Annotated in this window: 16 protein-coding genes and 2 pseudogenes; 14 read left to right on the top strand and 4 right to left on the bottom strand. The window is 70.2% G+C overall.

Annotated features, from left to right (window positions below; genetic code table 11):
- Positions 1 to 199 precede the first annotated feature (199 nt).
- The 3 genes from RFN52_RS29835 (at position 200) to hflX (ending at position 5,790) form a co-directional block, all read left to right on the top strand.
- Positions 200 to 2,377: a RelA/SpoT family protein gene (locus RFN52_RS29835; RefSeq protein WP_184850705.1), complete on the top strand. Its 2,178-nt coding sequence runs from the start codon at positions 200 to 202 to the stop codon at positions 2,375 to 2,377.
- Positions 2,378 to 2,537: 160 nt separating this feature from the next.
- Positions 2,538 to 4,154, top strand: coding sequence for a M1 family metallopeptidase (locus tag RFN52_RS29840; protein WP_184850707.1), 1,617 nt, complete (start codon positions 2,538 to 2,540; stop codon positions 4,152 to 4,154).
- A 142-nt stretch (positions 4,155 to 4,296) separates the two neighbouring features.
- Positions 4,297 to 5,790, top strand: a complete 1,494-nt coding sequence (gene hflX / locus RFN52_RS29845) for a GTPase HflX (protein ID WP_184850709.1) — start codon at positions 4,297 to 4,299, stop codon at positions 5,788 to 5,790.
- Between the two features lie 87 nt (positions 5,791 to 5,877).
- Here the strand turns inward: hflX and RFN52_RS29850 are convergent.
- Both RFN52_RS29850 and RFN52_RS29855 read right to left on the bottom strand, forming a co-directional pair.
- A pseudogene (locus tag RFN52_RS29850) lies at positions 5,878 to 6,087 on the bottom strand (hypothetical protein); the annotation flags it as partial.
- An 86-nt stretch (positions 6,088 to 6,173) separates the two neighbouring features.
- Positions 6,174 to 7,397 (bottom strand): trypsin-like serine peptidase, encoded by a 1,224-nt coding sequence (locus RFN52_RS29855; protein ID WP_184850711.1) that lies wholly within the window; start codon positions 7,395 to 7,397, stop codon positions 6,174 to 6,176.
- A gap of 346 nt (positions 7,398 to 7,743) precedes the next feature.
- Here RFN52_RS29855 and RFN52_RS29860 point away from each other — a divergent pair, with 346 nt between their 5' ends.
- The 4 genes from RFN52_RS29860 to RFN52_RS29875 all read left to right on the top strand — a co-directional run bounded on the left by RFN52_RS29860 (position 7,744) and on the right by RFN52_RS29875 (position 14,691).
- Positions 7,744 to 9,198, top strand: coding sequence for an aminotransferase class III-fold pyridoxal phosphate-dependent enzyme (locus tag RFN52_RS29860; RefSeq protein WP_311241243.1), 1,455 nt, complete (start codon positions 7,744 to 7,746; stop codon positions 9,196 to 9,198).
- A gap of 563 nt (positions 9,199 to 9,761) precedes the next feature.
- Entirely contained in the window at positions 9,762 to 11,639 is a 1,878-nt protein-coding gene (locus tag RFN52_RS29865; RefSeq protein ID WP_311241084.1) for an IucA/IucC family protein, read from the top strand.
- Positions 11,640 to 11,773: 134 nt separating this feature from the next.
- Positions 11,774 to 12,496, top strand: a complete 723-nt coding sequence (locus RFN52_RS29870) for a GNAT family N-acetyltransferase (protein WP_184850713.1) — start codon at positions 11,774 to 11,776, stop codon at positions 12,494 to 12,496.
- A 218-nt stretch (positions 12,497 to 12,714) separates the two neighbouring features.
- Positions 12,715 to 14,691 carry an ATP-dependent DNA helicase gene (locus RFN52_RS29875; RefSeq protein WP_184850715.1) on the top strand — a complete coding sequence of 659 codons (1,977 nt, stop codon included), beginning with the start codon at positions 12,715 to 12,717 and terminating at the stop codon, positions 14,689 to 14,691.
- 182 nt (positions 14,692 to 14,873) lie between these two features.
- Here RFN52_RS29875 and lexA read toward each other — a convergent pair whose 3' ends face one another.
- On the bottom strand, positions 14,874 to 15,653 hold the full coding sequence (gene lexA / locus RFN52_RS29880; protein ID WP_031108030.1) for a transcriptional repressor LexA: 780 nt from the start codon (positions 15,651 to 15,653) through the stop codon (positions 14,874 to 14,876).
- A gap of 623 nt (positions 15,654 to 16,276) precedes the next feature.
- Between lexA and nrdR the strand changes: the two genes are divergently transcribed.
- Positions 16,277 to 16,837: a transcriptional regulator NrdR gene (gene nrdR / locus RFN52_RS29885; protein WP_184850717.1), complete on the top strand. Its 561-nt coding sequence runs from the start codon at positions 16,277 to 16,279 to the stop codon at positions 16,835 to 16,837.
- Positions 16,838 to 17,001: 164 nt separating this feature from the next.
- Positions 17,002 to 19,893: a vitamin B12-dependent ribonucleotide reductase gene (locus RFN52_RS29890; protein WP_184850719.1), complete on the top strand. Its 2,892-nt coding sequence runs from the start codon at positions 17,002 to 17,004 to the stop codon at positions 19,891 to 19,893.
- Between the two features lie 83 nt (positions 19,894 to 19,976).
- Here RFN52_RS29890 and RFN52_RS29895 read toward each other — a convergent pair whose 3' ends face one another.
- Positions 19,977 to 20,510: a TerD family protein gene (locus tag RFN52_RS29895; protein WP_184850721.1), complete on the bottom strand. Its 534-nt coding sequence runs from the start codon at positions 20,508 to 20,510 to the stop codon at positions 19,977 to 19,979.
- A 155-nt stretch (positions 20,511 to 20,665) separates the two neighbouring features.
- Between RFN52_RS29895 and RFN52_RS29900 the strand changes: the two genes are divergently transcribed.
- From RFN52_RS29900 to rnhB, 5 genes and pseudogenes are all read left to right on the top strand, one after another.
- Positions 20,666 to 21,271 carry a YdbC family protein gene (locus RFN52_RS29900; RefSeq protein WP_184850723.1) on the top strand — a complete coding sequence of 202 codons (606 nt, stop codon included), beginning with the start codon at positions 20,666 to 20,668 and terminating at the stop codon, positions 21,269 to 21,271.
- Between the two features lie 199 nt (positions 21,272 to 21,470).
- Positions 21,471 to 22,130 carry a histidine phosphatase family protein gene (locus RFN52_RS29905; RefSeq protein ID WP_184850725.1) on the top strand — a complete coding sequence of 220 codons (660 nt, stop codon included), beginning with the start codon at positions 21,471 to 21,473 and terminating at the stop codon, positions 22,128 to 22,130.
- Positions 22,131 to 22,142: 12 nt separating this feature from the next.
- Positions 22,143 to 23,048, top strand: coding sequence for an ADP-ribosylglycohydrolase family protein (locus RFN52_RS29910; protein ID WP_184850727.1), 906 nt, complete (start codon positions 22,143 to 22,145; stop codon positions 23,046 to 23,048).
- A 136-nt stretch (positions 23,049 to 23,184) separates the two neighbouring features.
- A pseudogene (locus RFN52_RS29915) lies at positions 23,185 to 23,588 on the top strand (TetR-like C-terminal domain-containing protein); the annotation flags it as partial.
- Positions 23,589 to 23,726: 138 nt separating this feature from the next.
- Complete coding sequence (gene rnhB / locus RFN52_RS29920; protein WP_062929510.1) at positions 23,727 to 24,428, top strand: ribonuclease HII; 702 nt, start codon at positions 23,727 to 23,729, stop codon at positions 24,426 to 24,428.
- Positions 24,429 to 24,489: the final 61 nt, after the last annotated feature.

The following is a 24,489-nucleotide window of genomic DNA, read 5'->3' on the forward strand; positions in this document are numbered from 1 at the left end:
GTCGCGATCAACAGGGGTACAAACCTCACATTCATCCCTCGAATGGGTGATCAGTTTCACGCTCGGCGAGAGGCGGTCAGTCGGGCGTGGTGGGCTCGGTAGCATCAAGCACCGGCCCGGACGGGGGACCGAAGCCGCTCCCTGAGCCGTGTCCGCTCTGGGGCACCCCGTCCGCCGGTAGACGCAGCCGGAGGTGCCCATGAGTGCGGAGGCCACGAATTCCGTGACCCCAGGCCCGATGCCGGGCGCGGTGTCAGGACAGGTGACGCCGGCAGCCCCCCGCAGAAAGGCCCGCCCCCGGATCGACCTGCGCCGCCTCGGCCGCGCGGCCCTGCTCGGCCCCGCCGCCCGCGGCCGGCTGCCCGACGCCATCAGCCACGTCGTCGAGGCCCACCGCGCCCACCACCCCGACGCGGACCTCGAACCGCTGCGCCACGCCTACGTCCTGGCCGAGTCCTCGCACCGCGGCCAGATGCGCAAGAGCGGGGAGCCGTACATCACGCACCCGCTCGCCGTGACCCTGATCCTGGCCGAACTCGGGGCCGAAACCACGACGTTGACCGCGTCCCTGCTGCACGACACCGTCGAGGACACGGACGTGACACTCGACCAGGTCCGCGACCAGTTCGGCGAGGAGGTCCGCTACCTCGTCGACGGCGTCACCAAACTGGAGAAGGTGGATTACGGCGCCGCCGCCGAGTCCGAGACCTTCCGCAAGATGCTCGTCGCCACCGGCAACGACGTCCGCGTCATGTCGATCAAACTCGCCGACCGGCTGCACAACATGCGCACCCTCGGCGTCATGCGCCCCGAGAAACAGGAGCGCATCGCCAAGGTGACACGTGACGTGCTCATCCCGCTCGCCGAACGGCTCGGCGTCCAGGCGCTCAAGACCGAACTGGAAGACCTGGTCTTCGCGATCCTGCATCCCGAGGAGTACGCGCACACCAGGGAGCTGATCGTCCGCAACGCCGCCCGTGCGGACGACCCTCTCGCCGAAGTCGCCGACGAGGTGCGCGGTGTGCTGCGCGAGGCGGACATCCAGGCCGAAGTCCTCATCCGGCCCCGCCACTTCGTCTCGGTGCACCGTGTCTCCCGCAAACGCGGCCGGCTCCGCGGCTCCGACTTCGGCCGCGTCCTGGTCCTGGTGAACGAGGACGCCGACTGCTACGGCGTCCTGGGCGAACTGCACACCTGCATGAAGCCGGTGGTCTCCGAGTTCAAGGACTTCATCGCCGTACCGAAGTTCAACCTCTACCAGTCGCTGCACACGGCCGTGGCGCGCGAGGACGGCCAGGTCGTCGAGGTCCTCATCCGCACGCACCAGATGCACAAGGTCGCCGAGGCCGGCGTCGTCGCCCTCGGCAACCCGTACGCGCCCGCCCCCGACGACCCGGCCGACGGCGAGCGCGTCGACCCCACCCGCCCGGGCTGGCTCTCCCGGCTCCTCGACTGGCAGGAGGCGGCACCCGACCCCGACCACTTCTGGTCCACCCTGCGCGAGGACCTCGCCCAGGACCGCGAGATCACCGTCTTCCGGCCCGACGGCGGCACGCTCGGCCTGCCCGAGGGCGCGACCTGCGTGGACGCCGCCTACGCGCAGTACGGCGAGGACGCCCACGCCTGTATCGGGGCCCGGGTGAACGGCCGCCTTGCGACGCTGAGCACCGTCCTCAAGGACGGCGACACCGTCCAGCTCCTCATGGGCCAGGACCCGGCGTCGGAACCCTCCCGGGAGTGGCTGGAGCACGCCCACACACCCGCGGCCCGGATCGCCATCCAGCGGTGGCTGACCGCACATCCGGTTCAGGCGGAGTCCCAGCAGCAGAACGAGGCGCGGACCGCCGAGGACCGGACGGCTCAACGGCCCGTCGGCGCACCCGACCCGGACGCGGCTCCGGAGCAGCCCGCCGGCCGACCCGGCACCGGCCATGTCCTCGCCGACCTGCCCGGTGCGACCGTACGGCTCGCCCGCTGCTGCACGCCCGTACCGCCCGACGAGATCACCGGCTTCGCCGTACGCGGGGGAGCGGTCACCGTGCACCGCGTGGAGTGTCCCGCTGTGGCGCGGATGAAGGACGGGGGGCGTGCGGAGGTCGGCGTGCGCTGGGGAGAGGCCGCCGAGTGCCGGGTCACACTGGTCGCCGAATCGTTCGTCCGTCCCCATCTGCTGGCCGACCTCACCGAGGCCATGGCCTCCGAGGGCGCCGAGATCGTCTCCGCGACCGTCGAGCCTCCGACCCAGCAGCAGGTGCGGCACACGTACACCGTGCAGCTCCCGGACGCCGGCCACCTGCCCGCCCTGATGCGCGCGATGCGCAACGTGGCCGGGGTGTACGACGTCAGCCGGGCGCAGCCGCAACCGCAGGGCGGCTGACGGTCCGGGCGGAAGGGCGGCCTGCGGTCGGTCTCCCTGAAGCGTGCGGACGGCTCCCGGCGGGCCGGGGCGGCACCCGGCGCAGGCCCCGGTCCCCGGTTCGGGTGGGACGAAAGCGCGTCGTCCCCGCCGCCCGCCCGCCCGCTGATAGCCGTGGGGCATGCTCCTGACCCCCCACAGCCAGGCCACCTCCCCCACCCGTCGCCGGACCGCAGCCGCCCTGCTCACCTCGGCCGTCTCCGTCTGCCTCGTCGCCGCGAGCGCCCCCGTCGTTCCGCTCGGCGTCGGCGACCGTCTCTTCCCGTACCTCGGCAACCCGGGCTACGACGTGGCGTCGTACGACCTCGCCTTCACCTATCCGGGCAACAACAGCGAGCCGCTGCAGGCCGTCACCACGATCGACGCCTGGACGACCGCCGACCTGGACCGCGTCAACCTGGACTTCGCCCACGGCAAGGTCGAGTCCGTCGAGGTAGACGGCGACTCCGCGGAGTTCCGCTCCGCCGGCGAGGACCTGGTGATCACACCCGAGGACTCGGTGTCGGACGGCACCTGGATGCGGATCACCGTGCGGCACACCAGTGACCCCGTACCCGCCGAGGGCCGCGAGGGCGGCTGGGTGCGCACGGCCGACGGCCTCGCCATGGCCAACCAGGCCGACGCCGCGCACCTGGTGTTCCCCTGCAACGACCACCCCTCGGACAAGGCGATGTTCACCTTCCGGGTGACCGCGCCCGACGGTCACACGGCCGTCGCGGGCGGCCTGGCCGCCGGAGTGGAGAAGTCCGGCGGGTCGACGACCTGGACCTACCGCACCCAGCACCCCATGGCCACCGAGCTTGCCCAGGTGTCCATCGGCCGCTCCACGGTGCTGCACCGCACCGGCCCGCACGGCCTGCCCGTACGGGACGTCGTACCGACCCGCCACCGCGAGGCACTCGAACCCTGGCTGGAGAAAACCCCCGGCCAGATCGCCTGGATGGAGAGCAAGGTCGGCCGCTACCCCTTCGAGACGTACGGCCTGCTCGTGGCCGACGCCTCCACCGGCTTCGAACTGGAGACCCAGACGCTCTCGCTCTTCGAACGGGAACTCTTCACCGAGCCGGTCTACCCTCCCTGGTACGTCGAGTCGATCATGGTCCACGAGGTGGCCCACCAGTGGTTCGGCAACAGCGTCACCCCCCGCACCTGGTCCGATCTGTGGCTCAACGAGGGCCACGCCACCTGGTACGAGGCGCTGTACGCCGAGGAACAGGCCGGCAAGCCGATGCGGGACCGGATGAAGGCCGCCTACGGCGCCTCCGACCGCTGGCGCGCCGCAGGCGGGCCCCCCGCCGCCCCCAAGGCCCCCGACCCCGCCCGCAAGACCGGCATCTTCCGGCCCAACGTCTACGACGGGGCCGCGCTCGTCCTGTACGCCCTGCGCCAGGAGATCGGCCGCCCGGCCTTCGAACGCCTGGAACGCGCCTGGGTCGTCCGCCACCAGGACGACACGGCCACCACGGAGGACTTCGTCAAGCTCGCCGCCGAGATCTCCGGGCGTGACCTCGACGGCTTCTTCCAGGACTGGCTGTACGGCGAGAAGACCCCGCCCATGCCGGGGCACCCGGACTGGAAGCCGGAGACGCCCGCGAAGCCGCAGGCGCCGGCGAGGAAGCCGGAAGCGCCGGCGGCGAAGCCGGAGGTCCGGGCGGCGGAGCCGCAAGCACCAGCAGCGAAGCCGCAAGCCCCGGCAGCCAACCCGCATGCCCCGGCGGAGCAGGCCCGAGCGTGGTGAGGGCGCCCGCCCGATAACACAGTGACGAGACGCCCCGTGCCGTGCGAACATCTTCTGGTCGGCGCGGTACGGGTTCCGGGAATCTCCCGGACCGCCCACGCGTTGCAGACAGTGAACGGCTTCCCATCTACGTAAGGATCCAATGACCTCCTCTTCTTCCTTTTCCCAGGACTCCAAGCGCTTCGCGCACAGCCACCCCGAGGGTTTTCGGGCCGATGCCCTGATGGAAGAGGACGTCGCCTGGAGCCACGAGATCGACGGAGAGCGGGACGGCGACCAGTTCGACCGCTCCGACCGCGCGGCTCTGCGCCGTGTGGTGGGCCTCTCCACCGAGCTCGAGGACGTCACCGAGGTCGAGTACCGCCAGCTCCGTCTGGAGCGGGTCGTCCTCGTCGGCGTCTGGACCTCGGGAACCGTTCAGGACGCGGAGAACTCCCTCGCGGAGCTCGCCGCCCTCGCGGAGACGGCCGGCGCGCTGGTGCTCGACGGCGTCACCCAGCGCCGCGACAAGCCCGACGCGGCCACGTACATCGGCTCCGGCAAGGCCGAGGAACTGCGCGACATCGTCGTCGAGACGGGCGCGGACACCGTCATCTGCGACGGTGAGCTCAGCCCCGGCCAGCTGATCCACCTCGAGGACGTCGTCAAGGTCAAGGTCATCGACCGCACGGCCCTGATCCTGGACATCTTCGCCCAGCACGCCAAGTCCCGAGAGGGCAAGGCGCAGGTCGCTCTCGCGCAGATGCAGTACATGCTGCCGCGACTGCGCGGCTGGGGTCAGTCGCTGTCCCGGCAGATGGGCGGCGGCAAGGGCGGCGGCCTCGCCACCCGTGGTCCCGGTGAGACCAAGATCGAGACGGACCGGCGCCGGATCCGCGAGAAGATGGCGAAGATGCGCCGGGAGATCGCGGAGATGAAGACCGGCCGCGAGATCAAGCGCCAGGAGCGCAAGCGCCACAAGGTGCCGTCCGTCGCCATCGCGGGCTACACCAACGCCGGCAAGTCCTCGCTGCTCAACCGCCTCACGGGCGCGGGCGTGCTGGTCGAGAACGCCCTGTTCGCGACCCTCGACCCGACCGTGCGCCGGGCCGAGACCCCGAGCGGACGGCTGTACACGCTGGCCGACACGGTCGGGTTCGTACGCCATCTGCCCCACCACCTGGTCGAGGCGTTCCGCTCCACGATGGAGGAGGTCGGCGAGTCCGATCTGATCCTGCACGTGGTGGACGGTTCGCACCCGTTCCCGGAGGAGCAGCTGGCCGCCGTACGCGAGGTGGTCAGGGACGTCGGCGCCACCGACGTGCCCGAGATCGTCGTGATCAACAAGGCGGACGCGGCCGACCCGCTGACGCTCCAGCGGCTGCTGCGCGTCGAGAAGCGGTCCATCGCCGTCTCGGCCCGCACCGGCCAGGGCATCGAGGAGCTGCTCGCGCTCATCGACAACGAGCTGCCGCGGCCGTCGGTCGAGATCGAGGCGCTCGTGCCGTACACGCACGGCAAGCTGGTCGCCCGTGCCCACGACGAGGGCGAGGTGATCTCCGAGGAGCACACCCCGGAGGGCACCCTGCTCAAGGTGCGGGTACACGAGGAACTGGCGGCGGAACTCACACCGTACGTTCCGGCACCGGCCCTCTGAGCACGACCTGGCCGGCGCTGTGACCTGAGCTGACCGCCCGAAGGCCCGCCCCCCGTTGCCGGGGAGCGGGCCTTCAGCATGCACGGGTCACTGACCGCCGTACGTCTTGCTCATGTTCTGGTAGAGCGCCTCGGCGTCGCGGCCCAGCTGCGGGCCGGCCAACCAGGTTTTGTCGGCCGGGCCGATCGAGGTGTTGGAGACCAGCACCGACTTGCCGTTCACGACCCGGAACCAGCCGCCGCCGGACGGACCGCCGGTCATGTCACAGCCGATGCGGTACATCGTCGGCAGGGGCGGGCGGGGAGTTGAGGGCGTACCGGGGTGGGGCGGTGAAGGTTTTCGCGGAGTACATCGCCCCACCCTCGGCGCCGTTCAGCAGGCCGTCACCGGCCGGCGAACTTCTTGCTGACCGAGTCGTACACGCCCTTGGCCACGCCGCCCAGACGCGGTCCGGCCAGCCAGCCCGACGTCACCGGGCCGATCGAGGTGTTGGACACCAGCGCCGGCTTGCCGTCCGAGCCCGTCGCGACCCAGCCGCCGCCCGACGAACCGCCGGTCATGGTGCAGCCGATGCGGTACATCGTCGGATCCGACGCGGTGACCGACAGCCGCCCGGGCCGGTCCTCGCACCGGTACAGCTTCTGCCCGTCGTAGGGCGGCGCGGCCGGGTAGCCGATCGCCGTGAGGCTCTTCAGCCGCGGCACCGCGGGCGCCTTGAAGTCGACCGGCAGCGCCGAACCGACCATCTCCTCCAGCGACTTGCCGCCGCTGCCCTTCTCCGGCGTCACATGGATGACCGCGAAGTCGTACGGCGCGCCGTCGCCTCCCGTCGAACCACCCTGCTCGATCCACTGGTCCGAGGTCTGCGCCCAGTCGCCCCACCAGACACCGTAGGGAGCGACGTCCTCACGGGTGACGTTCTCCAGCTCCTCCACCGGCCTGCCGTCGTCGTTGTACGACGGCACGAACGCGATGTTGCGGTACCAGCCGCCCTTCTTGCCCGCGTGCACGCAGTGGCCCGCCGTCCACACCAGGTTGGACTTGCCGGGGTGGGCCGGGTCCTTCACCACGGTCGCCGAGCAGACGGCCGAGCCCTTGGGAGAGTCGAAGAACACCTTCCCGGCCGTCGGGGCGTTGGCGTGGTACGACGGCGGCACGGCCTGCGCCTCGACCGGCTCGGGCGTCGGGTCGGTCACACCCTGGTCACCGGAGAGGTCGCTGTCGTCGACGCCCTGGTCGGGCTCCTCGGCCTCCCGCATCCGGTCCGGGTTCCAGAGCCCCTCGATGATCGGGTTGATGTACTCGTTGGCCTCGCGCAGCCAGTCGTCCCGGTCCCAGTTCTTCCAGGCGCCGTTCTTCCACTTGTCGACATCGATCCCGTGCTCGCGGAGCCGGTCCCTGATGTCGTCCGGGATCCTGAGCTTGCCGTCGTCGGTAGCGGTGGCCGACGCGGAGGCCTCACCGCCCGCCGTGGCGTCGCCCGACTCGCAGGCCGTGGCGGTCAGAGCGAGTGCCGACGCGAGGGCCATGGCGGCCAGCACGGGGGAATTCCTGCGGCCCGCCCTCCCCCCTCGGCTGGCATGGGACGACGGCCGTGTGGATCGCATGATCTGACTCCCCCTGATACGGAACTTACGTGGACCGACCGGCGCCTCGGCCCCGATTCCCGCTGTCACACGGGACGTTCGGGACGAGCGCACGGTGTCCGGGAACGGCACCACACACTATGCGGTGGCTGTGGGGGCGATCCGACGGGTCCGCAACAGTTCCGTCACGGAAAGGATCTTGAGGCAACCCGTAACCCGGTGAGTGATCCGGGGTTGGTAGCGGTGGGGGGCCTGCTGTCTGTGCCCGGTCCTCTGTGCCCGTGCCCAGTGGGAGGTCAGGGAGATCGTGGCGGAGTCCACCCGTGGGGGTTGTGCGTCGGAGGAGGCCGCTGTGGGGCGTACGCAGGTGAAATCCCTTCCCGTCGGAGTCGTCGACGCCACCGCCCTCGCCTCTCGCAACGGGTACGAGGCAATCCTGCGCCGACATGCCGCGCGCGAACCCGCCGCCCGGACCTACGCCCGGGCCCTGCCGATCGTCCCGGTGCGGGCGAGGGGACTGACCATCGAGGGCGCGGACGGCCGCCGCTACCTGGACTGCCTCTCCGGCGCCGGCACCCTCGCCCTGGGGCACAACCACCCGGTCGTGCTGGAGGCCATCCGCAAGGTCCTCGACTCCGGCGCACCCCTGAACGCCCTCGATCTGGCGACCCCCGCGAAGGACGCCTTCCTCACCGAGCTGTACCGCTCGCTGCCGCCGGGCCTCGCCGAGCGGGCACGCGTGCGCTTCTGCGGACCGGCCGGCAGCGAAGCCGTCGAGACCGCCTGCGCGCTGGTACGCGCGGCGACCGGTCGGAGCGGCCTCCTGGCGTTCACCGGCTCCGGCCGCGGAACTACCGGCAGGGCCCTCGCCGGCACCTCTGCGGACACCCCGGACACGCGGGTCGCCCGCCTGCCCTACCCGCAGGACTACCGCTGCCCCTTCGGCGTCGGGGGCGAGCATGGTGCCGACCTCGCCGCCCGCTGGACCGAGTCCCTCCTCGACGACCCCGGGCCCGGGATGCCGCTGCCCGCCGGGGTGATCGTCGAGCCCGTCCTGAGTGAGGGCGGGGTGATCCCCGCACCGCACAGCTGGCTGCGGCGCATGCGACAGCTCACCGCCGACCGGTCCATCCCGCTGATCGTCGACGAGATCCACACCGGCGTGGGCCGGACCGGCGCCTTCTGGGCGGTGGAGCACAGCGGTGTGACGCCCGACGTGATGGTGCTCTCCAAGGCCATCGGCGGCAGCCTGCCGCTGGCCGTCGTGGTCTACCGCGACGACCTCGACATCGGGGAACCCGGCGCCCCCGTCGGTACCTTCCCCGGCAACCAGCTCGCCATGGCTGCCGGCACGGCGACCCTCGCCCACGTCCGCGAGAATGCCCTCGCCGAGCGCGCGGCGACGCTGGGGAAGCACATGCTGGGTCAATTGCAGGACCTCGCTTCGGAGTTGGAGTGCGTGGGGGATGTGCGCGGGAGGGGACTGATGATCGGGGTCGAGCTAGTGGATCCGGAGGCGGAGGGAGACTCCGGGTTTTCGGACGGTCCCGGAGCTGCGGAGGGCGGCGTGGCGGCATCGGTGATGCCGCGCAGCGGACGCCACCCCCTGCCTGCCGCCCCCGAGCTGGCCGCCGCGGTCCAGCAGGAGTGCCTGCGGCGCGGCCTCATCGTCGGACTCGGCGGCCGTCACGCCGGTGTCGTACAACTGCTGCCGCCCCTGACACTCACCGATGAACAAGCGGCCGCCGTACTGGACCGCCTGGCCGACGCGGTCCGGACAGCGGCTCGATGCCGTGGGGGTGGCCCGGCAGCCGCACCCTGAGCCGCGGTGAGCTTCAACGGCACCGGAGTTCACGCGGTGCCCGCGTGCGAGGCGTCTCCGTCAGCCGCCTGCTGCCGTGTCTGCCTGCCCGCCCGCCCTGTGTCTGCCTGCCAGGTGTCTGCCCGACAGGTGGCCGCCTCTGCCAGCCGCCTGTCGGTCAGCGGTCTGGCTGCCAGTCGCCTGTCTGCCAGCCGCTTGTCTGCCAGTCGCCTGCCGCGCCATGAGCCCGCACGCCCGCAGTCGGCACGGTCAGCAGCACGCAGGCCAACAGACCGCACTACCGGCAGCCCCATGGCCAACAGTCCGCACGACCGACAGACCGCAGTTTCGCAGCCCACGCGCCGCTCCCTAGTGCCGCGCAGCCCCGCCCGAGTGAGGCTCCTCAGCCCCCACAGCCCACTCAGCCCTCACCAGCATGATCCGGACCACTCCAAGAGGTACCAGCCGTGAACGCCACCCCCCATACCCACCCCGACTCACACATCCCGACGCCCGACCAAGGCTCCGTCGGCGCCCGGCCGTCAAAAATGTCACCGGACGCACGGGTCCCTCATCAGCGGCCGATGGCGAACCCTTCCCAGGGGCTGAGCGAGGGCCACGGCCGTGACCTCCTGACGCATCCCGATCCGCACACCGTCGCCCAGGCCGCCGCCGTGGAGAACCTGCTCCGCTGCTGGGCGCGCGAGACCAACCAGTCCGCGCCGGCCGACGGCCTCCTGCGCATCCCCCTTACCGCCAGCGGCACGGCCCTGTCCGCCCCGGTCCGCTATTGGTCCCCGACTGGCTGGCACCGCTTCGGCCCTCCTCGTCTGGCCGGCGCTTCCGACTGCGCCCCACCGGTCGACGCCCTTACACTCGCCGCCCTGCTCACCAGGGAGATGTCCGCGAACGGCTCCGGCGGCAACCGCGCACACGACTCCTTCCCCATGGCCACCCCCAGTTCCTTCAACGCCGGCTTCAGCGACGGCACCGAGCTCGTCGCGGGCGTTGCCGACTCCCTCCGACGTGTCGCCGGTTTCGTCACCGCCCGCCGGGAACGACCGGCCGACGGCCCCGATCTCTTCCTGTCAGCGGAGCAGGCACTCCTCCTGGGACACCCTCTGCACCCGACCCCGAAGAGCCGCGAGGGTCTCTCCGAAGCCCAGGCGCTCCTGTACTCACCCGAGTCGCGCGGCTCCTTCCCCCTGCACTGGATGGCTGTCGCCCCCTCCGTCCTCGCCACCGACTCCTCCTGGACCGAACGCGGCCGCCCTGTCGCCGCCCCCCGGCTCACCGCCCGCCTCGCCGGTCCAGCACCGGCGTTGCCGGACGGGTACGCTCTGTTGCCCCTGCACCCCTGGCAGGCACACGAGATCCGCCGGCGGTCGGAGACCGCTGCCCTGCTCGACGCCGGACTGCTCCGTGACCTCGGCACGAGCGGCCCTCACTGGCACCCCACCTCCTCCGTACGAACCGTCTACCGCACTCATGCCCCCGCGATGCTCAAGCTCTCGCTGGGCCTGCGCATCACCAACTCCCTTCGCGAGAACCTCCGCAAGGAACTTCATCGCGGCGTCGAGGTCCACCGCCTGCTCCGCAGTGGCCTCGCGCAGCAGTGGCGGGCCGCTCACCCGGACTTCGACATCGTTCGGGACCCCGCCTGGCTCGCCGTCGACACACCTGATGGAGCCTCGGTGCCAGGGCTGGACGTGGTGATCCGCCACAACCCGTTCAGCCCCTCGGACGACGTCTCCTGTGTCGCCGGCCTCGTCTCGCCGCGCCCGTGCTCGCCGACCGTGCCTGAGAACCCGCCAGGACAGGCGGCCAAGCACGACCCGGCGCCGCAGTCCCGGCTGGGTGAGGTCGTCACGCGTCTTGCCCGGTGCACCGGCCGTCCGCGCGGTGCCGTCGCCGCCGAGTGGTTCCTTCGCTACCTCGCCCAGGTGGTGCGCCCCGTCCTCTGGCTGGACGGCGAGGCTGGTGTCGCCCTGGAGGCACACCAGCAGAACACCCTGCTTCTGCTGGACGCGGACGGCTGGCCCATGGGCGGCCGCTACCGCGACAACCAGGGTTACTACTTCCGCGAGTCCCGGCGCGCGGAGCTCGGCACCCGATTGCCCGGGATCGGTGAGCGGAGCGACACGTTCGTAGGTGACGAGGTCACCGACGAGCGACTCGTGTACTACCTGGTGGTCAACAACGTGTTCGGCCTCATCGGCGCGTTCGGCTCCCAAGGGTTGGCCGACGAGCGGCTGCTGCTCGCGGCCTTCCGCCGCTTCCTCGCGAACGCGGCCTCCGGTCCGGCCCGGCTGCGCAGCTCGCTGCCCGCCCGGCTGCTCGACTCACCCGTCCTGCGCTGCAAGGCCAACCTTCTGACCCGGCTGCACGGCCTCGACGAACTGGTCGGCCCGGTCGACAGCCAGTCCGTCTACGTGACCATCGCCAACCCCCTGCACTCCTGACCACCCTGATCGACGCTGACCACGACTGAACCTCCTTCATCTCATCACCGAGAACCTGCCCCACCCCCTTCCGAGAGGAGCGTTAGGTGCCTTCCTCCGACCCGATTGCCACGGCCGGTTTCACCGCCCCTGTCATGGCTGACGTGGCTTCCGGTACCCAGTCCAGGGCCGGCTCCGTCGTCGGCGTCGGCGTCGGCGTCGGCGTCGGCGTCGGATCAGCATCGGCTCCCGGCGCGGTCTCCGGCGAGCCTCCGCCCCGAGAGGGCGGGCACGATGATCTCCTCGACGACCTCCTCGACCGCGTCGCCGAATGGGGCCCGGCCGGCACGCCCGCAGGCCCGCTCCACCTCGTCCCCGCACGCCTCGATCGCGACCTTTCGCTCATCAGCCGTTGGATGAACGACCCCGCAGCCGCGGCGTTCTGGGAGCTGGCCGGACCGCAGGGCGTGGTCGAGGAGCACCTGCGGGCCCAGCTCGCCGGTGACGGGCGCAGCGTGCCGTGCGTCGGCGTACTGGACGGAACCCCGATGAGCTACTGGGAGATCTACCGGGCGGATCTCGACCCGCTGGCCCGCCAGTACCCGGCCGGGCGTCATGACACGGGGATCCACCTTCTGATCGGTGCGGTCGCGGACCGGGGGCGTGGTCTCGGCGGTCTGCTGCTGCGGGCCGTGGCCGATCTCGTTCTCGCGCAGCGGCCTTCCTGCGCACGAGTCATCGCCGAACCCGACATTCGCAACACCCCCTCCATCGCCGCTTTCCTGACCGCCGGATTCCGGTTCTCCGCCGAGGTCGACCTGCCCGCCAAGCGAGCCGCCCTCATGGTCCGAGACCGGTCCCTCCGGCTCCTTCTGTAGCGCTGTGTCACCGCGCCATCACTCATTGAACGCAGCCCGCGCCGCCGCAGTTCCCATCCGTCGTGCGAATCTTCCGAGCGCTTTCGCAGCGACCTCGCCCACGCGGTCGGCCACCCACCTACCCAGCACACCGCCGAGGAGCCCACGGTCTTGAGCCCGTCCCCCGCCCCCGCCTTGATCCCCCGTTTGTCAGTGCAGGGTCGTAGGGTGGTCGCGCTATGACGAAGCCCTCACTCCCCGAACTCCTGCATGCTGCCGTCACTGCCGTCGGCGGCACGGAGCGCCCCGGTCAGGTGGCCATGGCCGAAGCCGTCGAGGAAGCGATCGACGACGGCTCCCACCTGCTGGTCCAGGCCGGCACCGGTACCGGCAAGTCGCTGGGTTACCTGGTGCCCGCGCTGGCACACGGGGAGCGGGTGGTCGTCGCGACCGCCACCCTGGCCCTGCAGCGCCAGCTGGTCGAGCGCGACCTGCCGAGAACGGTCGAGTCGCTGCACCCCCTGCTGCGCCGCCGACCGGAATTCGCGATGCTCAAGGGCCGGTCGAACTACCTCTGCCTGCACCGGCTGCACGAAGGGGTCCCACAGGATGAGGAGGAGGGTCTCTTCGACCAGTTCGAGGCCGCCGCGCCCACCAGCAAGCTGGGCCAGGACCTGCTGCGGGTGCGCGACTGGGCCGACGAGACCGAGACCGGCGACCGTGACGACCTCACGCCCGGCATCTCGGACCGGGCCTGGGCGCAGGTGTCGGTGTCGTCCAGGGAGTGCCTGGGTGCCTCGAAGTGCGCGTACGGCGCCGAGTGCTTCGCCGAGATGGCCCGCGAGCGGGCCAAGCTCGCCGAGGTCGTCGTCACCAATCACGCGCTGCTCGCGATCGACGCCATCGAAGGCGCCCCGGTCCTCCCACAGCACGAGGTGCTGATCGTCGACGAGGCGCACGAACTTGTCTCCCGGGTCACGGGAGTCGCCACCGGCGAGCTCACCCCCGGCCAGGTCAACCGCGCGGTGCGCCGTGCTGCCAAACTCGTCAACGAGAAGGCCGCCGACCAGCTCCAGACCGCCGCCGAGGGTTTCGAGCGGCTGATGGAGCTGGCGCTGCCGGGCCGTCTGGAGGAGATTCCCGAGGACCTCGGGTATGCCCTCATGGCGCTGCGCGACGCGTGCCGGACGGTCATCTCGGGGATCGGCGCGACCCGCGACAAGTCCGTCCAGGACGAGGACGCCGTCCGCAAGCAGGCACTGGCCTCCGTGGAGAACGTGCACGACGTGGCAGAGCGCATCACGAACGGCTCCGAGTGGGACGTGGTCTGGTACGAGCGCCACGACCGTTTCGGCGCCTCCCTGCGTGTCGCCCCCATGTCCGTCTCCGGCCTGCTGCGGGAGAAGCTCTTCGCGGACCGCTCCGTGGTCCTGACGTCGGCGACGCTGAAGCTCGGCGGTGACTTCAACGGCGTCGGGGCCTCCCTGGGCCTCGCCCCCGAGGGCACCGAGGGCGACGATGTCCCGCAGTGGAAGGGCATCGACGTCGGCTCGCCCTTCGACTACCGCAAGCAGGGCATCCTGTACGTCGCCAAGCACCTGGCCCGTCCCGCGCGGGACGGCGACCGTGCGGACATGCTCGACGAGCTCACGGAGCTGATCCAGGCGGCAGGCGGCCGTACGCTCGGCCTGTTCTCCTCGATGCGGGGCGCCCAGCTGGCCGCCGAGGAGCTGCGTTCCCGGATCCCCGAGTTTCCGATCCTTCTGCAGGGCGAAGAGACACTCGGCGAGCTGATCAAGAACTTCGCGGCCGATCCGAAGACCTGCCTCTTCGGCACGCTGTCACTGTGGCAGGGCGTCGATGTCCCGGGGCCCAGCTGCCAGTTGGTCGTCATGGACAAGATTCCGTTCCCGCGCCCTGACGACCCCCTGATGAGCGCCCGCCAGAAGGCCGTCGAGGACGCGGGCGGCAACGGCTTCATGGCGGTCGCCGCCACCCATGCGGCACTCCTCATGGCCCAGGGCGCCGGCCGTCTCGTACGGGCGTCGGGGGACCGCGGGGTGGTCGCCGTCCTCGACCAGCGTCTGGCGACGGCCCGGTACGGGGGCTACCTGAAGGCGTCACTGCCCGATTTCTGGTTCACGACGGACCGTAACCAGGTCCGGAAGTCGCTGGCGGCGATCGACGCGGCTGCCCAGCAGACGGAAGACGCGTGAGCTGTGGGGGTGGGCCGCGGCCCACCCCCACAGCTCACGCGTCTCCGGAGCTCACCCGGTCCAGTGACCGGCCCCGGACAGCGCAGGGCCCCGGACAGCGCAGGGCCCCGGAACCGGCGCAGGGGTCCCGGGGCCCGGTCAGAGGGCGGGCCCGCTGGGCCCACCCGACGCGGTGCGCGCTGTCAGACGCGCCGCAGTACCGCCACCACCTTGCCGAGGATGGTCGCGTCGTCGCCGGGGATCGGCTCGTAGGCCGCGTTGTGCGGCAGGAGCCAGACATGGCCGTCCTCGCGCTTGAAGCGCTTGACGGTGGCTTCGCCGTCGAGCATCGCGGCCACGATGTCGCCGTTCTCGGCGACCGGCTGACGGCGCACCGTGACCCAGTCGCCGTCGCAGATCGCGGCCTCGATCATCGAGTCACCCACGACCTTCAGGACGAACAGCTCACCGTCGCCGACGAGCTGGCGGGGGAGGGGGAACACGTCCTCGACGGATTCCTCGGCGAGGATCGGGCCACCGGCGGCGATCCGGCCGACCAGCGGCACGTACGACGCGGCCGGCTTGCCCGCTGTGTCCGTGGGCTGCACCGAGGCTGCCTGGTCGGAACCGCGCACCTCGTAGGCGCGCGGGCGGTGCGGGTCGCGGCGCAGGAAGCCCTTGCGCTCCAGGGCCATCAGCTGGTGTGCGACGGAGGAGGTGCTGGAGAGGCCGACGGCCTGACCGATCTCCCGCATCGACGGCGGGTATCCCCGCCGCTGAACGGAGTCCCTGATGACCTCGATCACGCGGCGCTGGCGATCGGTGAGTCCGGAGCTGTCCGCCCGGATGCCCGGAGGTCGGCCCGGCAGGGAGCGCTTGTGCCCCTCAGGGTTCGTGGCTTCGTTCATCGCATGCACCGGCTCCAGTCGGCCCTGGGAGCGGTCCTGGGCAGCGATGGCGGCACTGTCTGCGGTGGTGGTCACGTCGGCCCCTCTCGATGGTCTCCCTGCTGGACAACGGTAGTTGCTTTCGAAAGGTTGCGCCAAACACACGTTCGAGTGAAAAATCGCGAATCACCGGACGCGATCATGTGTCCGGGTGTATTGGCGGCCGCGCCACCTGGCGGGCAAAAGGGCCCATTGCTGTACCCTTCACCGCCGGGGTGATCACCTCGTGGACTGGTGCCCCAGTCTGCCATTCGGCATTCCGCTGCTCCGGGACCAGCCCTCATCTGTGCGGGAGTCCCACGTCCCCTCCTCGCGGCGCCCACGGTATCTCCGCATGTGTCGCGGCGATACGGCTGTGCCCAAACGGATGCGGCTGTGTCCCGGACGAAGCCGTCGGCCGCGCTGCCTCCGGAGGTCTGCAGGGCCGGTGCGGCTCTACCCGCCGCACGCCACCTGCTGCCTACGCGCGCGACACGCGGCAACGGCCTGGATGTATGAGCCAATCCCCACATCTAGTGGTTGGATTGCAGCAGCAGCCCAGAAGTTGTGGTCCCCCGGGTCTCGAGGCCCATGGTCATCGCCTATGCTTGGGGCTGCTTCGTGGGGCGCAAGAGGTCCGGCGAGGCTATTGAGTCTGCTGTGAGGAGGGTTGGGAGATCATGCACTGCCCCTTCTGCAGGCACCCCGACAGTCGTGTCGTCGACAGTCGTACGACCGACGACGGCACATCGATCCGCAGGCGCCGCCAGTGCCCTGACTGCTCCCGTCGTTTCACGACCGTGGAGACGTGCTCGCTCATGGTGGTGAAGCGGTCCGGAGTCACCGAGCCCTTCAGTCGTACGAAGGTCATCAATGGAGTGCGCAAGGCGTGCCAGGGGCGGCCCGTCACCGAGGACGCGCTCGCCCAGCTCGGCCAACGGGTCGAGGAGGCGGTGCGGGCCACCGGAAGCGCCGAGCTGACCACCCACGACGTGGGGCTGGCCATACTCGGCCCGCTGCAGGAACTCGACCTTGTCGCCTACCTGCGATTCGCCTCCGTCTACCGGGCGTTCGACTCGCTCGACGACTTCGAGGCGGCCATCGAGGAACTCAGGGCGCAGACGGGACACTCCGGCGCGGACGACGAAGACCGCGAGGACACGGCCACGGGGGGCCAGGAAGACGACCGCGGGTCCGGAGGGGCGGAACAGGTCCCCCAGCCCGCCGGCGCCGCCGACTGACCGGCGAGCCGGACCCGGAAGGCAGCTCCGGGCCCGGCCGGGCGGCGGCGATGAGAAGACCTGTTGCGGGCGACGCGAGTGGGTGCCCGCAACACCAGACAGAACACCGTGCCACGGGAACAACGGGGCACTTCAGGGCGTTTTCGCCCGTACAGGGAGGCGGCATGACAGAGACGGCGAGCGGTCCGGCACGGAGTACCCGCGCCAAGAGCGCCAAGGCGAGCAAGGGCCTGCGTGTCGAGCGCATCCACACCACCCCTGGGGTCCACCCCTATGACGAGGTGGCCTGGGAGCGTCGTGACGTCGTCATGACCAACTGGCGCGACGGCTCGGTCAACTTCGAGCAGCGCGGCGTCGAGTTCCCCGACTTCTGGTCGGTGAACGCGGTCAACATCGTCACCAGCAAGTACTTCCGCGGTGCCGTGGGCACCCCGCAGCGCGAGACCAGCCTCAAGCAGCTGATCGACCGCATCGTGAAGACGTACCGGAAGGCCGGTGAGGACCACAAGTACTTCTCCTCGCCCGCCGACGCCGAGATCTTCGAGCACGAGCTGGCCTACGCCCTCCTGCACCAGATCTTCAGCTTCAACAGCCCCGTGTGGTTCAACGTGGGCACGCCGCAGCCCCAGCAGGTCTCCGCCTGCTTCATCCTGTCCGTCGACGACTCCATGGAGTCGATCCTCGACTGGTACAAGGAAGAGGGCATGATCTTCAAGGGCGGCTCCGGCGCCGGCCTGAACCTCTCCAGGATCCGCTCCTCCAAGGAGCTGCTGTCCTCCGGCGGCAACGCCTCCGGCCCGGTCTCCTTCATGCGCGGCGCCGACGCCTCCGCAGGAACGATCAAGTCCGGTGGCGCCACCCGCCGCGCCGCCAAGATGGTCGTCCTCGATGTGGACCACCCGGACATCGAGGACTTCATCGAGACCAAGGTCAAGGAAGAAGAGAAGATCCGCGTCCTGCGCGACGCGGGCTACGACATGGACCTGGGCGGCGACGACATCACGTCCGTCCAGTACCAGAACGCCAACAACTCGGTCCGTGTCAACGACGAGTTCATGAAGGCGGTCGAGCAGGGCGGCCAGTTCGGGCTGCGTGGCCGGATGACCGGTGAGGTCATCGAGGAGGTCGACGCCAAGTCGCTCTTCCGCAAGATCGCCGAGGCCGCCTGGGCCTGCGCCGACCCCGGCATCCAGTACGACGACACCATCAACACCTGGCACACCTGCCCCGAGTCCGGCCGGATCACCGCGTCGAACCCGTGCAGCGAGTACATGCACCTGGACAACACGTCCTGCAACCTGGCCTCGCTGAACCTGATGAAGTTCCTGAAGGACGACGGCAAGGGCAACCAGTCCTTCGAGGCCGAGCGCTTCCAGAAGGTCGTCGAGCTGGTCATCACCGCGATGGACATCTCGATCTGCTTCGCGGACTTCCCGACCCAGAAGATCGGCGAGAACACGCGCGCGTTCCGCCAGCTCGGCATCGGCTACGCCAACCTCGGCGCCCTGCTGATGGCCACCGGTCACGCCTACGACTCCGACGGCGGTCGCTCCCTCGCCGGTGCCATCACCTCCCTGATGACGGGCACGGCCTACCGGCGCTCCGCCGAACTCGCCTCGGTCGTCGGCCCGTACGACGGCTACGCCCGCAACGCCGACGCCCACAAGCGCGTCATGAAGCAGCACTCGGACGCCAACGACACGGCCGTCCGCATGGACGACCTGGACACCCCGGTGTGGGCCGCCGCCAGCGAGGCCTGGGGAGACGTGCTGCGCATCGGTGAGAAGAACGGTTTCCGTAACTCTCAGGCGTCCGTGCTCGCCCCGACCGGCACCATCGGTCTGGCGATGTCCTGCGACACCACCGGTGTCGAGCCCGACCTCGCGCTGGTCAAGTTCAAGAAGCTGGTCGGCGGCGGCTCGATGCAGATCGTCAACGGCACCGTCCCGCAGGCCCTGCGTCGCCTGGGCTACCTGGAAGAGCAGATCGAGGCGATCGTCGCCCACATCGCCGACAACGGCAACGTGATCGACGCCCCCGGTCTCAAGCCCGAGCACTACGAGGTGTTCGACTGCGCCATGGGCGAGCGGGCCATCTCCCCGATGGGCCACGTCCGCATGATGGCCGCTATCCAGCCGTGGATCTCCGGCGCCATCTCCAAGACGGTCAACATGCCGGAGACGGCGACCGTCGAGGAGGTCGAGGAGATCTACTTCGAGGCCTGGAAGCTGGGCGTCAAGGCGCTCGCGATCTACCGCGACAACTGCAAGGTCGGCCAGCCCCTCTCCGCCAAGACCAAGGAGAAGGAGAAGGCGGAGATCACCGAGAAGACCGAGGAGACCATCCGCACCGCGGTCGAGAAGGTCGTCGAGTACCGCCCGGTCCGCAAGCGCCTGCCGAAGGGACGTCCCGGCATCACCACGTCCTTCACCGTCGGCGGTGCCGAGGGCTACATGACCGCCAACTCCTACCCGGACGACGGTCTCGGTGAGGTCTTCCTCAAGATGTCCAAGCAGGGCTCGACCCTCGCGGGCATGATGGACGCCTTCTCCATCGCGGTCTCCGTGGGTCTCCAGTACGGCGTGCCGCTGGAGACGTACGTCTCGAAGTTCACCAACATGCGCTTCGAGCCGGCCGGTATGACGGACGACCCGGACGTGCGGATGGCGCAGTCGATCGTCGACTACATCTTCCGCCGCCTGGCGCTGGACTTCCTGCCCTTCGAGACGCGCTCCGCGCTCGGCATCCACTCCGCCGAGGAGCGCCAGCGTCACCTCGAGACCGGGTCGTACGAGCCGTCCGACGACGAGGTCGACGTGGAGGGGCTCGCCCAGTCGGCACCGCGTGCCCAGGAGCTGAAGGCCGTTGCCGCTCCGAAGGCCGAGGAAGCGGTCAAGCCCGCCCCGCAGCAGGCGCACACCAGCGCCGAACTGGTGGAGATGCAGCTGGGCATCCAGGCCGACGCCCCGCTGTGCTTCTCCTGCGGTACGAAGATGCAGCGCGCGGGTTCCTGCTACATCTGCGAGGGCTGCGGCTCGACCAGCGGCTGCAGCTGACGCCGAACCCCTGAGCCGATGACGACAGGGGCACCGCCTGCGGGCGGTGCCCCTGTCGTTCTGCCTGCCTCGTCGTAACGGGCTCAGGGGCGCTGCGCCGCACCCATCGTGTCGGCGAAGTCCACGGGATCGCCCTCGAAACCACGCAGACCGGACCGGAAGTCCCACGGGCCGGAGCCCTCCCGGGTGAACTCCGCGACCGTCGTCGCCGTCGCCCCGAGGACACCCCCGAAGTCGTCCTCCGTGAGGACGGTGTACCCCTCGCGGATACGCAGTCCGGGGTTGCTCACACTGACGAAGGTGCGCTCCGCCGGGCGCTGTTGGATGACGACACCGACCACCACGCGCGCGTACCGGACGTCCAGCCGGTCGAGTTCCAGCGTCATGACTTCGTCGTAGCCGAAGCCCTGGCCGTCCTTGCTGTCCCGGTTCAGGGTGATCGTGCCGTCGGGCGAGCGGCTGTCGAAGTGCACCACATATGCGGGGTCGCCGTGCGGAGCGTCCGCCAGGTAGGTCGCGGCGATCAGATCCAGGTCGGTGGACGGCTGCCCCGCCGGACTGGGATCCCACCGCACCGCGATCTCGACCTTGCGAAGCCCCTTGTTGAGCCCGTCCACCAGAGTCCCCTTCCCCGTACCGACCCGTCCGTCGGACCCAACTGCCGGGCCCTTATGACCGTTTGTCCATCCTGCCACGCGCGTGGGTGCGCGCGTGGGGGAGTGGTCCACCCGAGAGTGACCGACGCCACGCTCGGTGGCCTTACCATGGCGCGGTGCTGGTCAAGTGGATTCGCTGCACCGTGGTGGACCGCCGCGGTTTCGAGCGGGGGCAGCGGAAGTGGGCGGGGCTTCTGGGGGAGCCGGGATTTCGCGGGCAGGGGGGTGGCTGGAGCCGGGGACGGCCGGACGTGGCGCACATCTTCGCGTTCTGGGAGAGCCGCGCTTTCTACGACTCCTTCATGGCACGGTCGCACGACCGGCTCGCGTCGGCCCAGGCGGGAACGTTCAAGGACGCGCAGGTGAGGCTCTTCGACTATCGCTTCGACGTGAAGACCGGGTTCGAACCGCGCTTCACCGACGCCGACCTGCTCCGGGTGGCGCTCTGCCGCATCCACGAGGAACGGGCCGAACACTTCGTGCTGATGCAGGAGAAGGTCTGGAACCCGGCGATGGCCGGCTCGCCCGGCATGGTGCGCGGGCTGTTCGGTGAGGCGCCGGGGAACGAGTTCCTGGTGCTGTCGATGTGGCGCTCGGCCGCCGAGCACGGCAAGTACCGCACCGAACGCGTGGAGCGGCTCGCCCTGAGGGCCCAGACGGAGGCTGACGTGGCGGCGCTCACCGGGGACGTCGTGGACATGGAGTCGAGCTGGACGGTCTGAGCTCGCGGAGCCGGGTGCCCCGGATGGTGCGGGCGGGTGCTCGGAGGGGTGCGGGGCTGGGTGACGCCGTGGGGCCCGGACGGAACCGTTCGGACAGACGTGCGATCAGTGTGACCTGTGGTGCAGGAATCGTGTGACCTACGCTGTATGGGTGCGGCAGGAGTCCTCCGCCGGCCCTCACCCGATCTAGGGTCTTGGCATGGCACGACCACGGCGCATCGTCCTTGTCCGGCACGGCGAGTCGACGGGCAATGTCGATGACTCCGTCTACGAGCGTGAGCCCGACCACGCCCTGGCGCTGACCGAGCGCGGCCGCAGGCAGGCCGAGGCCACGGGCGAGCAGCTGCGCGAGCTCTTCGGCGACGAGCACGTCAGCGTGTACGTCTCCCCGTACCGTCGTACGCACGAGACCTTGCGCGCGTTCCACCTCGACCCCGGACTCATACGGGTGCGCGAGGAACCCCGGCTGCGCGAGCAGGACTGGGGCAACTGGCAGGACCGGGACGAGGTCCGCCTTCAGAAGGCCTATCGGGACGCGTACGGCCACTTCTTCTACCGCTTCGCCCAGGGCGAGTCCGGCGCCGACGTCTACGACCGGGTCGGCGGCTTCCTGGAGAGCCTGTTCCGCAGCTTCGAGGACCCCGACCACCCGCCGAACGTCCTCATCGTCACCCACGGCCTGGCCATGCGGCTCTTCTGCATGCGGTGGTTCCACTGGACGGTGTCGGAGTTCGAGTCACTGTCGAACCCCGGGAACGGCGAGGTGCGGATGCTCGTTCTGGGGGACGACGGCAAGTACACCCTGGACCGGCCGTTCGATCGTTGGCGAGATCCCGAGCCGTACGGGATCACCGGATAGAGTGGCAGGGCGATGACCGCTGATTCCTCCCCCGACGTGCGCCTGGACCGCGCCCTGGCCTGCCTGCGCGGACTGTCCGTCGGGGACGCCCTCGGCTCCCAGTACTTCGTGCCGGTGAACTACCCGCTGCTGAAGCGCCGCGAGGTGCCGTCCGGACCCTGGCAGTGGACGGACGACACGGAGATGGCCGGTTCGGTCGTCGCCGTCCTGGCCGCCCACCACCGCATCGACCAGGACGCCCTGGCCCGCTCCTTCGCCGAGCACCACGACTTCGACCGGGGCTACGGCCCCGCGGTCAACCGCCTGCTGCGCCTCGTCCGGGAGGGTGGCGACTGGCGGGAGCTCGCCGCGGCACTCTTCAAGGGGCAGGGCTCCTGGGGCAACGGCGCGGCGATGCGGATCGCCCCGCTGGGCGCCTGGTACGCGGACGATCCGGAGCAGGCGACTCACCAGGCGGAGATCTCGGCGTACACCACCCACCAGCACCGCGAGGGCGTCGTCGGGGCCATGGCGGTCGCAGCGGCCGCCGCGTTCGCTGCCGCTCCCGACGGGCCGCCCGGCGCCGAAGCCCTCCTCGACGGTGTCATCGACCTGGTGCCCAAGAGCGCCGTCGGCGCGGGGCTTCGCCGTGCCCGGGACATGCTCGACTACGGCGACCCGGGCACGGTCGCGGCCGTACTGGGCTGCGGGCGGCGTACGACCGCCCACGACACGGTGCCCTTCGCCCTCTGGTCGGCCGCGAGGAGTCTCGGTGACTATGAGCAGGCGTTCTGGACGACCGCGCAGGTGGGTGGGGATGTCGATACCACGTGCGCCATCGTCGGCGGCGTGATCGCCGCGGGGAAGGCGGGGACGCCGCCCACCGAGTGGGTGGATCGGACGGAGCCCCTTCCGGACTGGGTGCCCACGTCGGTCTGACGGTCTGGCTCTCCTCTCCTTCAGAAACTCTCCGTGTGTTTCGGGAACTCTCCGTGACCGGGCGCCCGTTGTCCAGACATGCGCTGTGCGAGCCGTCGGGGGGCAACACAAACCGGGAGCGTGAAGGGGGTGGCGGGAACGCGCCACCCTCAAGGCCGCGCCGGATCAACTCGGCACGGTCGGCTGGAACGGCCTGACGATGGAGGGCGTCGCCGCCGGCGCCCAGACCGGCAAGGCCGCCCTGGTTTCGCACTTCGCTCGGTGATTCACGAGTGCGACACGGCGCGGGCCGAACGCTTTCACGGTGTGATCTTCGAGGGCGTCGTGGAGCCCACCATGAGGATGTTGTAGGAGGTCGTCGATCGGGGGATCGAGCGTGGCGAGGTGCACCCCGAGGCTGCGAACGGTTATGTCTTCGACGCCATACCGGCGATGATGATGTACCGCTCGAAAGTGTGCGGCCGTGAAGGGCAGGATCGCGAAGTCGAGGAAATGATCGACCAGTTGATGGTTCGACTCCTGCGCCCGCACGGTTGCTGAGGCTGTGGCCCGGGGGCCTTGAGCCGCGGTCGGACGGTGCCCGACGTTCCGGCCGGCCGATGCCTGACCGGGTTGTTCGCGGGCCGCGGCGGACCGGGGTGTCGCGGGCGGTTCCGGGCGGCGTAATCTAGGGGCGCCATGCCGTACGAACCGCCTACTCACACCGTCGAGCGCTCCCTTCGCGCCACGACCGGAGCGAAGATCGTTGCAGGTGTCGACGAGGTGGGGCGCGGCGCGTGGGCCGGTCCCGTCACCGTCTGCGCGGCGATCACCGGACTGCGCCGTCCCCCCGAGGGGCTCACGGACTCGAAGCTGCTCACCATCAAGCGACGTACCGTCCTCGCCGAGGAACTGCGGACCTGGGTGACGTCGTACGCGCTGGGGCATGCCTCCCCGGAGGAGATAGACGCTCTGGGGATGACGGCCGCGCTGCGGCTCGCGGCGGGGCGTGCGCTGGACGCACTCCCGGTCCGTCCTGACGCGGTCATCCTCGACGGCAAGCACGACTACCTCGGCGCGCCCTGGCGGGTCCGTACGGTGATCAAGGGCGACCAGTCCTGCGTGGCGGTCGCAGCGGCCTCGGTGATCGCCAAGGTTCAGCGCGACAAAATGATGGCCGAACTGGGTATCGACCATGCAGACTTCGGTTTTGCGGACAACGCCGGGTATCCATCGCCCGTGCACAAGGCCGCACTGGCGGAGCGGGGCCCCACCCCCTACCACCGCTTGTCGTGGGCGTATCTTGATGCGCTGCCCCAGTGGCGGCACCTCAAGAAGGTCCGCAACTGGGCGGACGGAAGTGTTCCGGAGATTGAGGGCCAGCTCGGCTTCGATTTCTGACGATTTCGTTCGCACGCATGCGCCACCCGCCGACGCGGGCCGTACCAACGTTTGATAAATA

The sequence above is a fragment of the Streptomyces collinus genome (assembly GCF_031348265.1).
GTDB lineage: Bacteria > Actinomycetota > Actinomycetes > Streptomycetales > Streptomycetaceae > Streptomyces > Streptomyces collinus.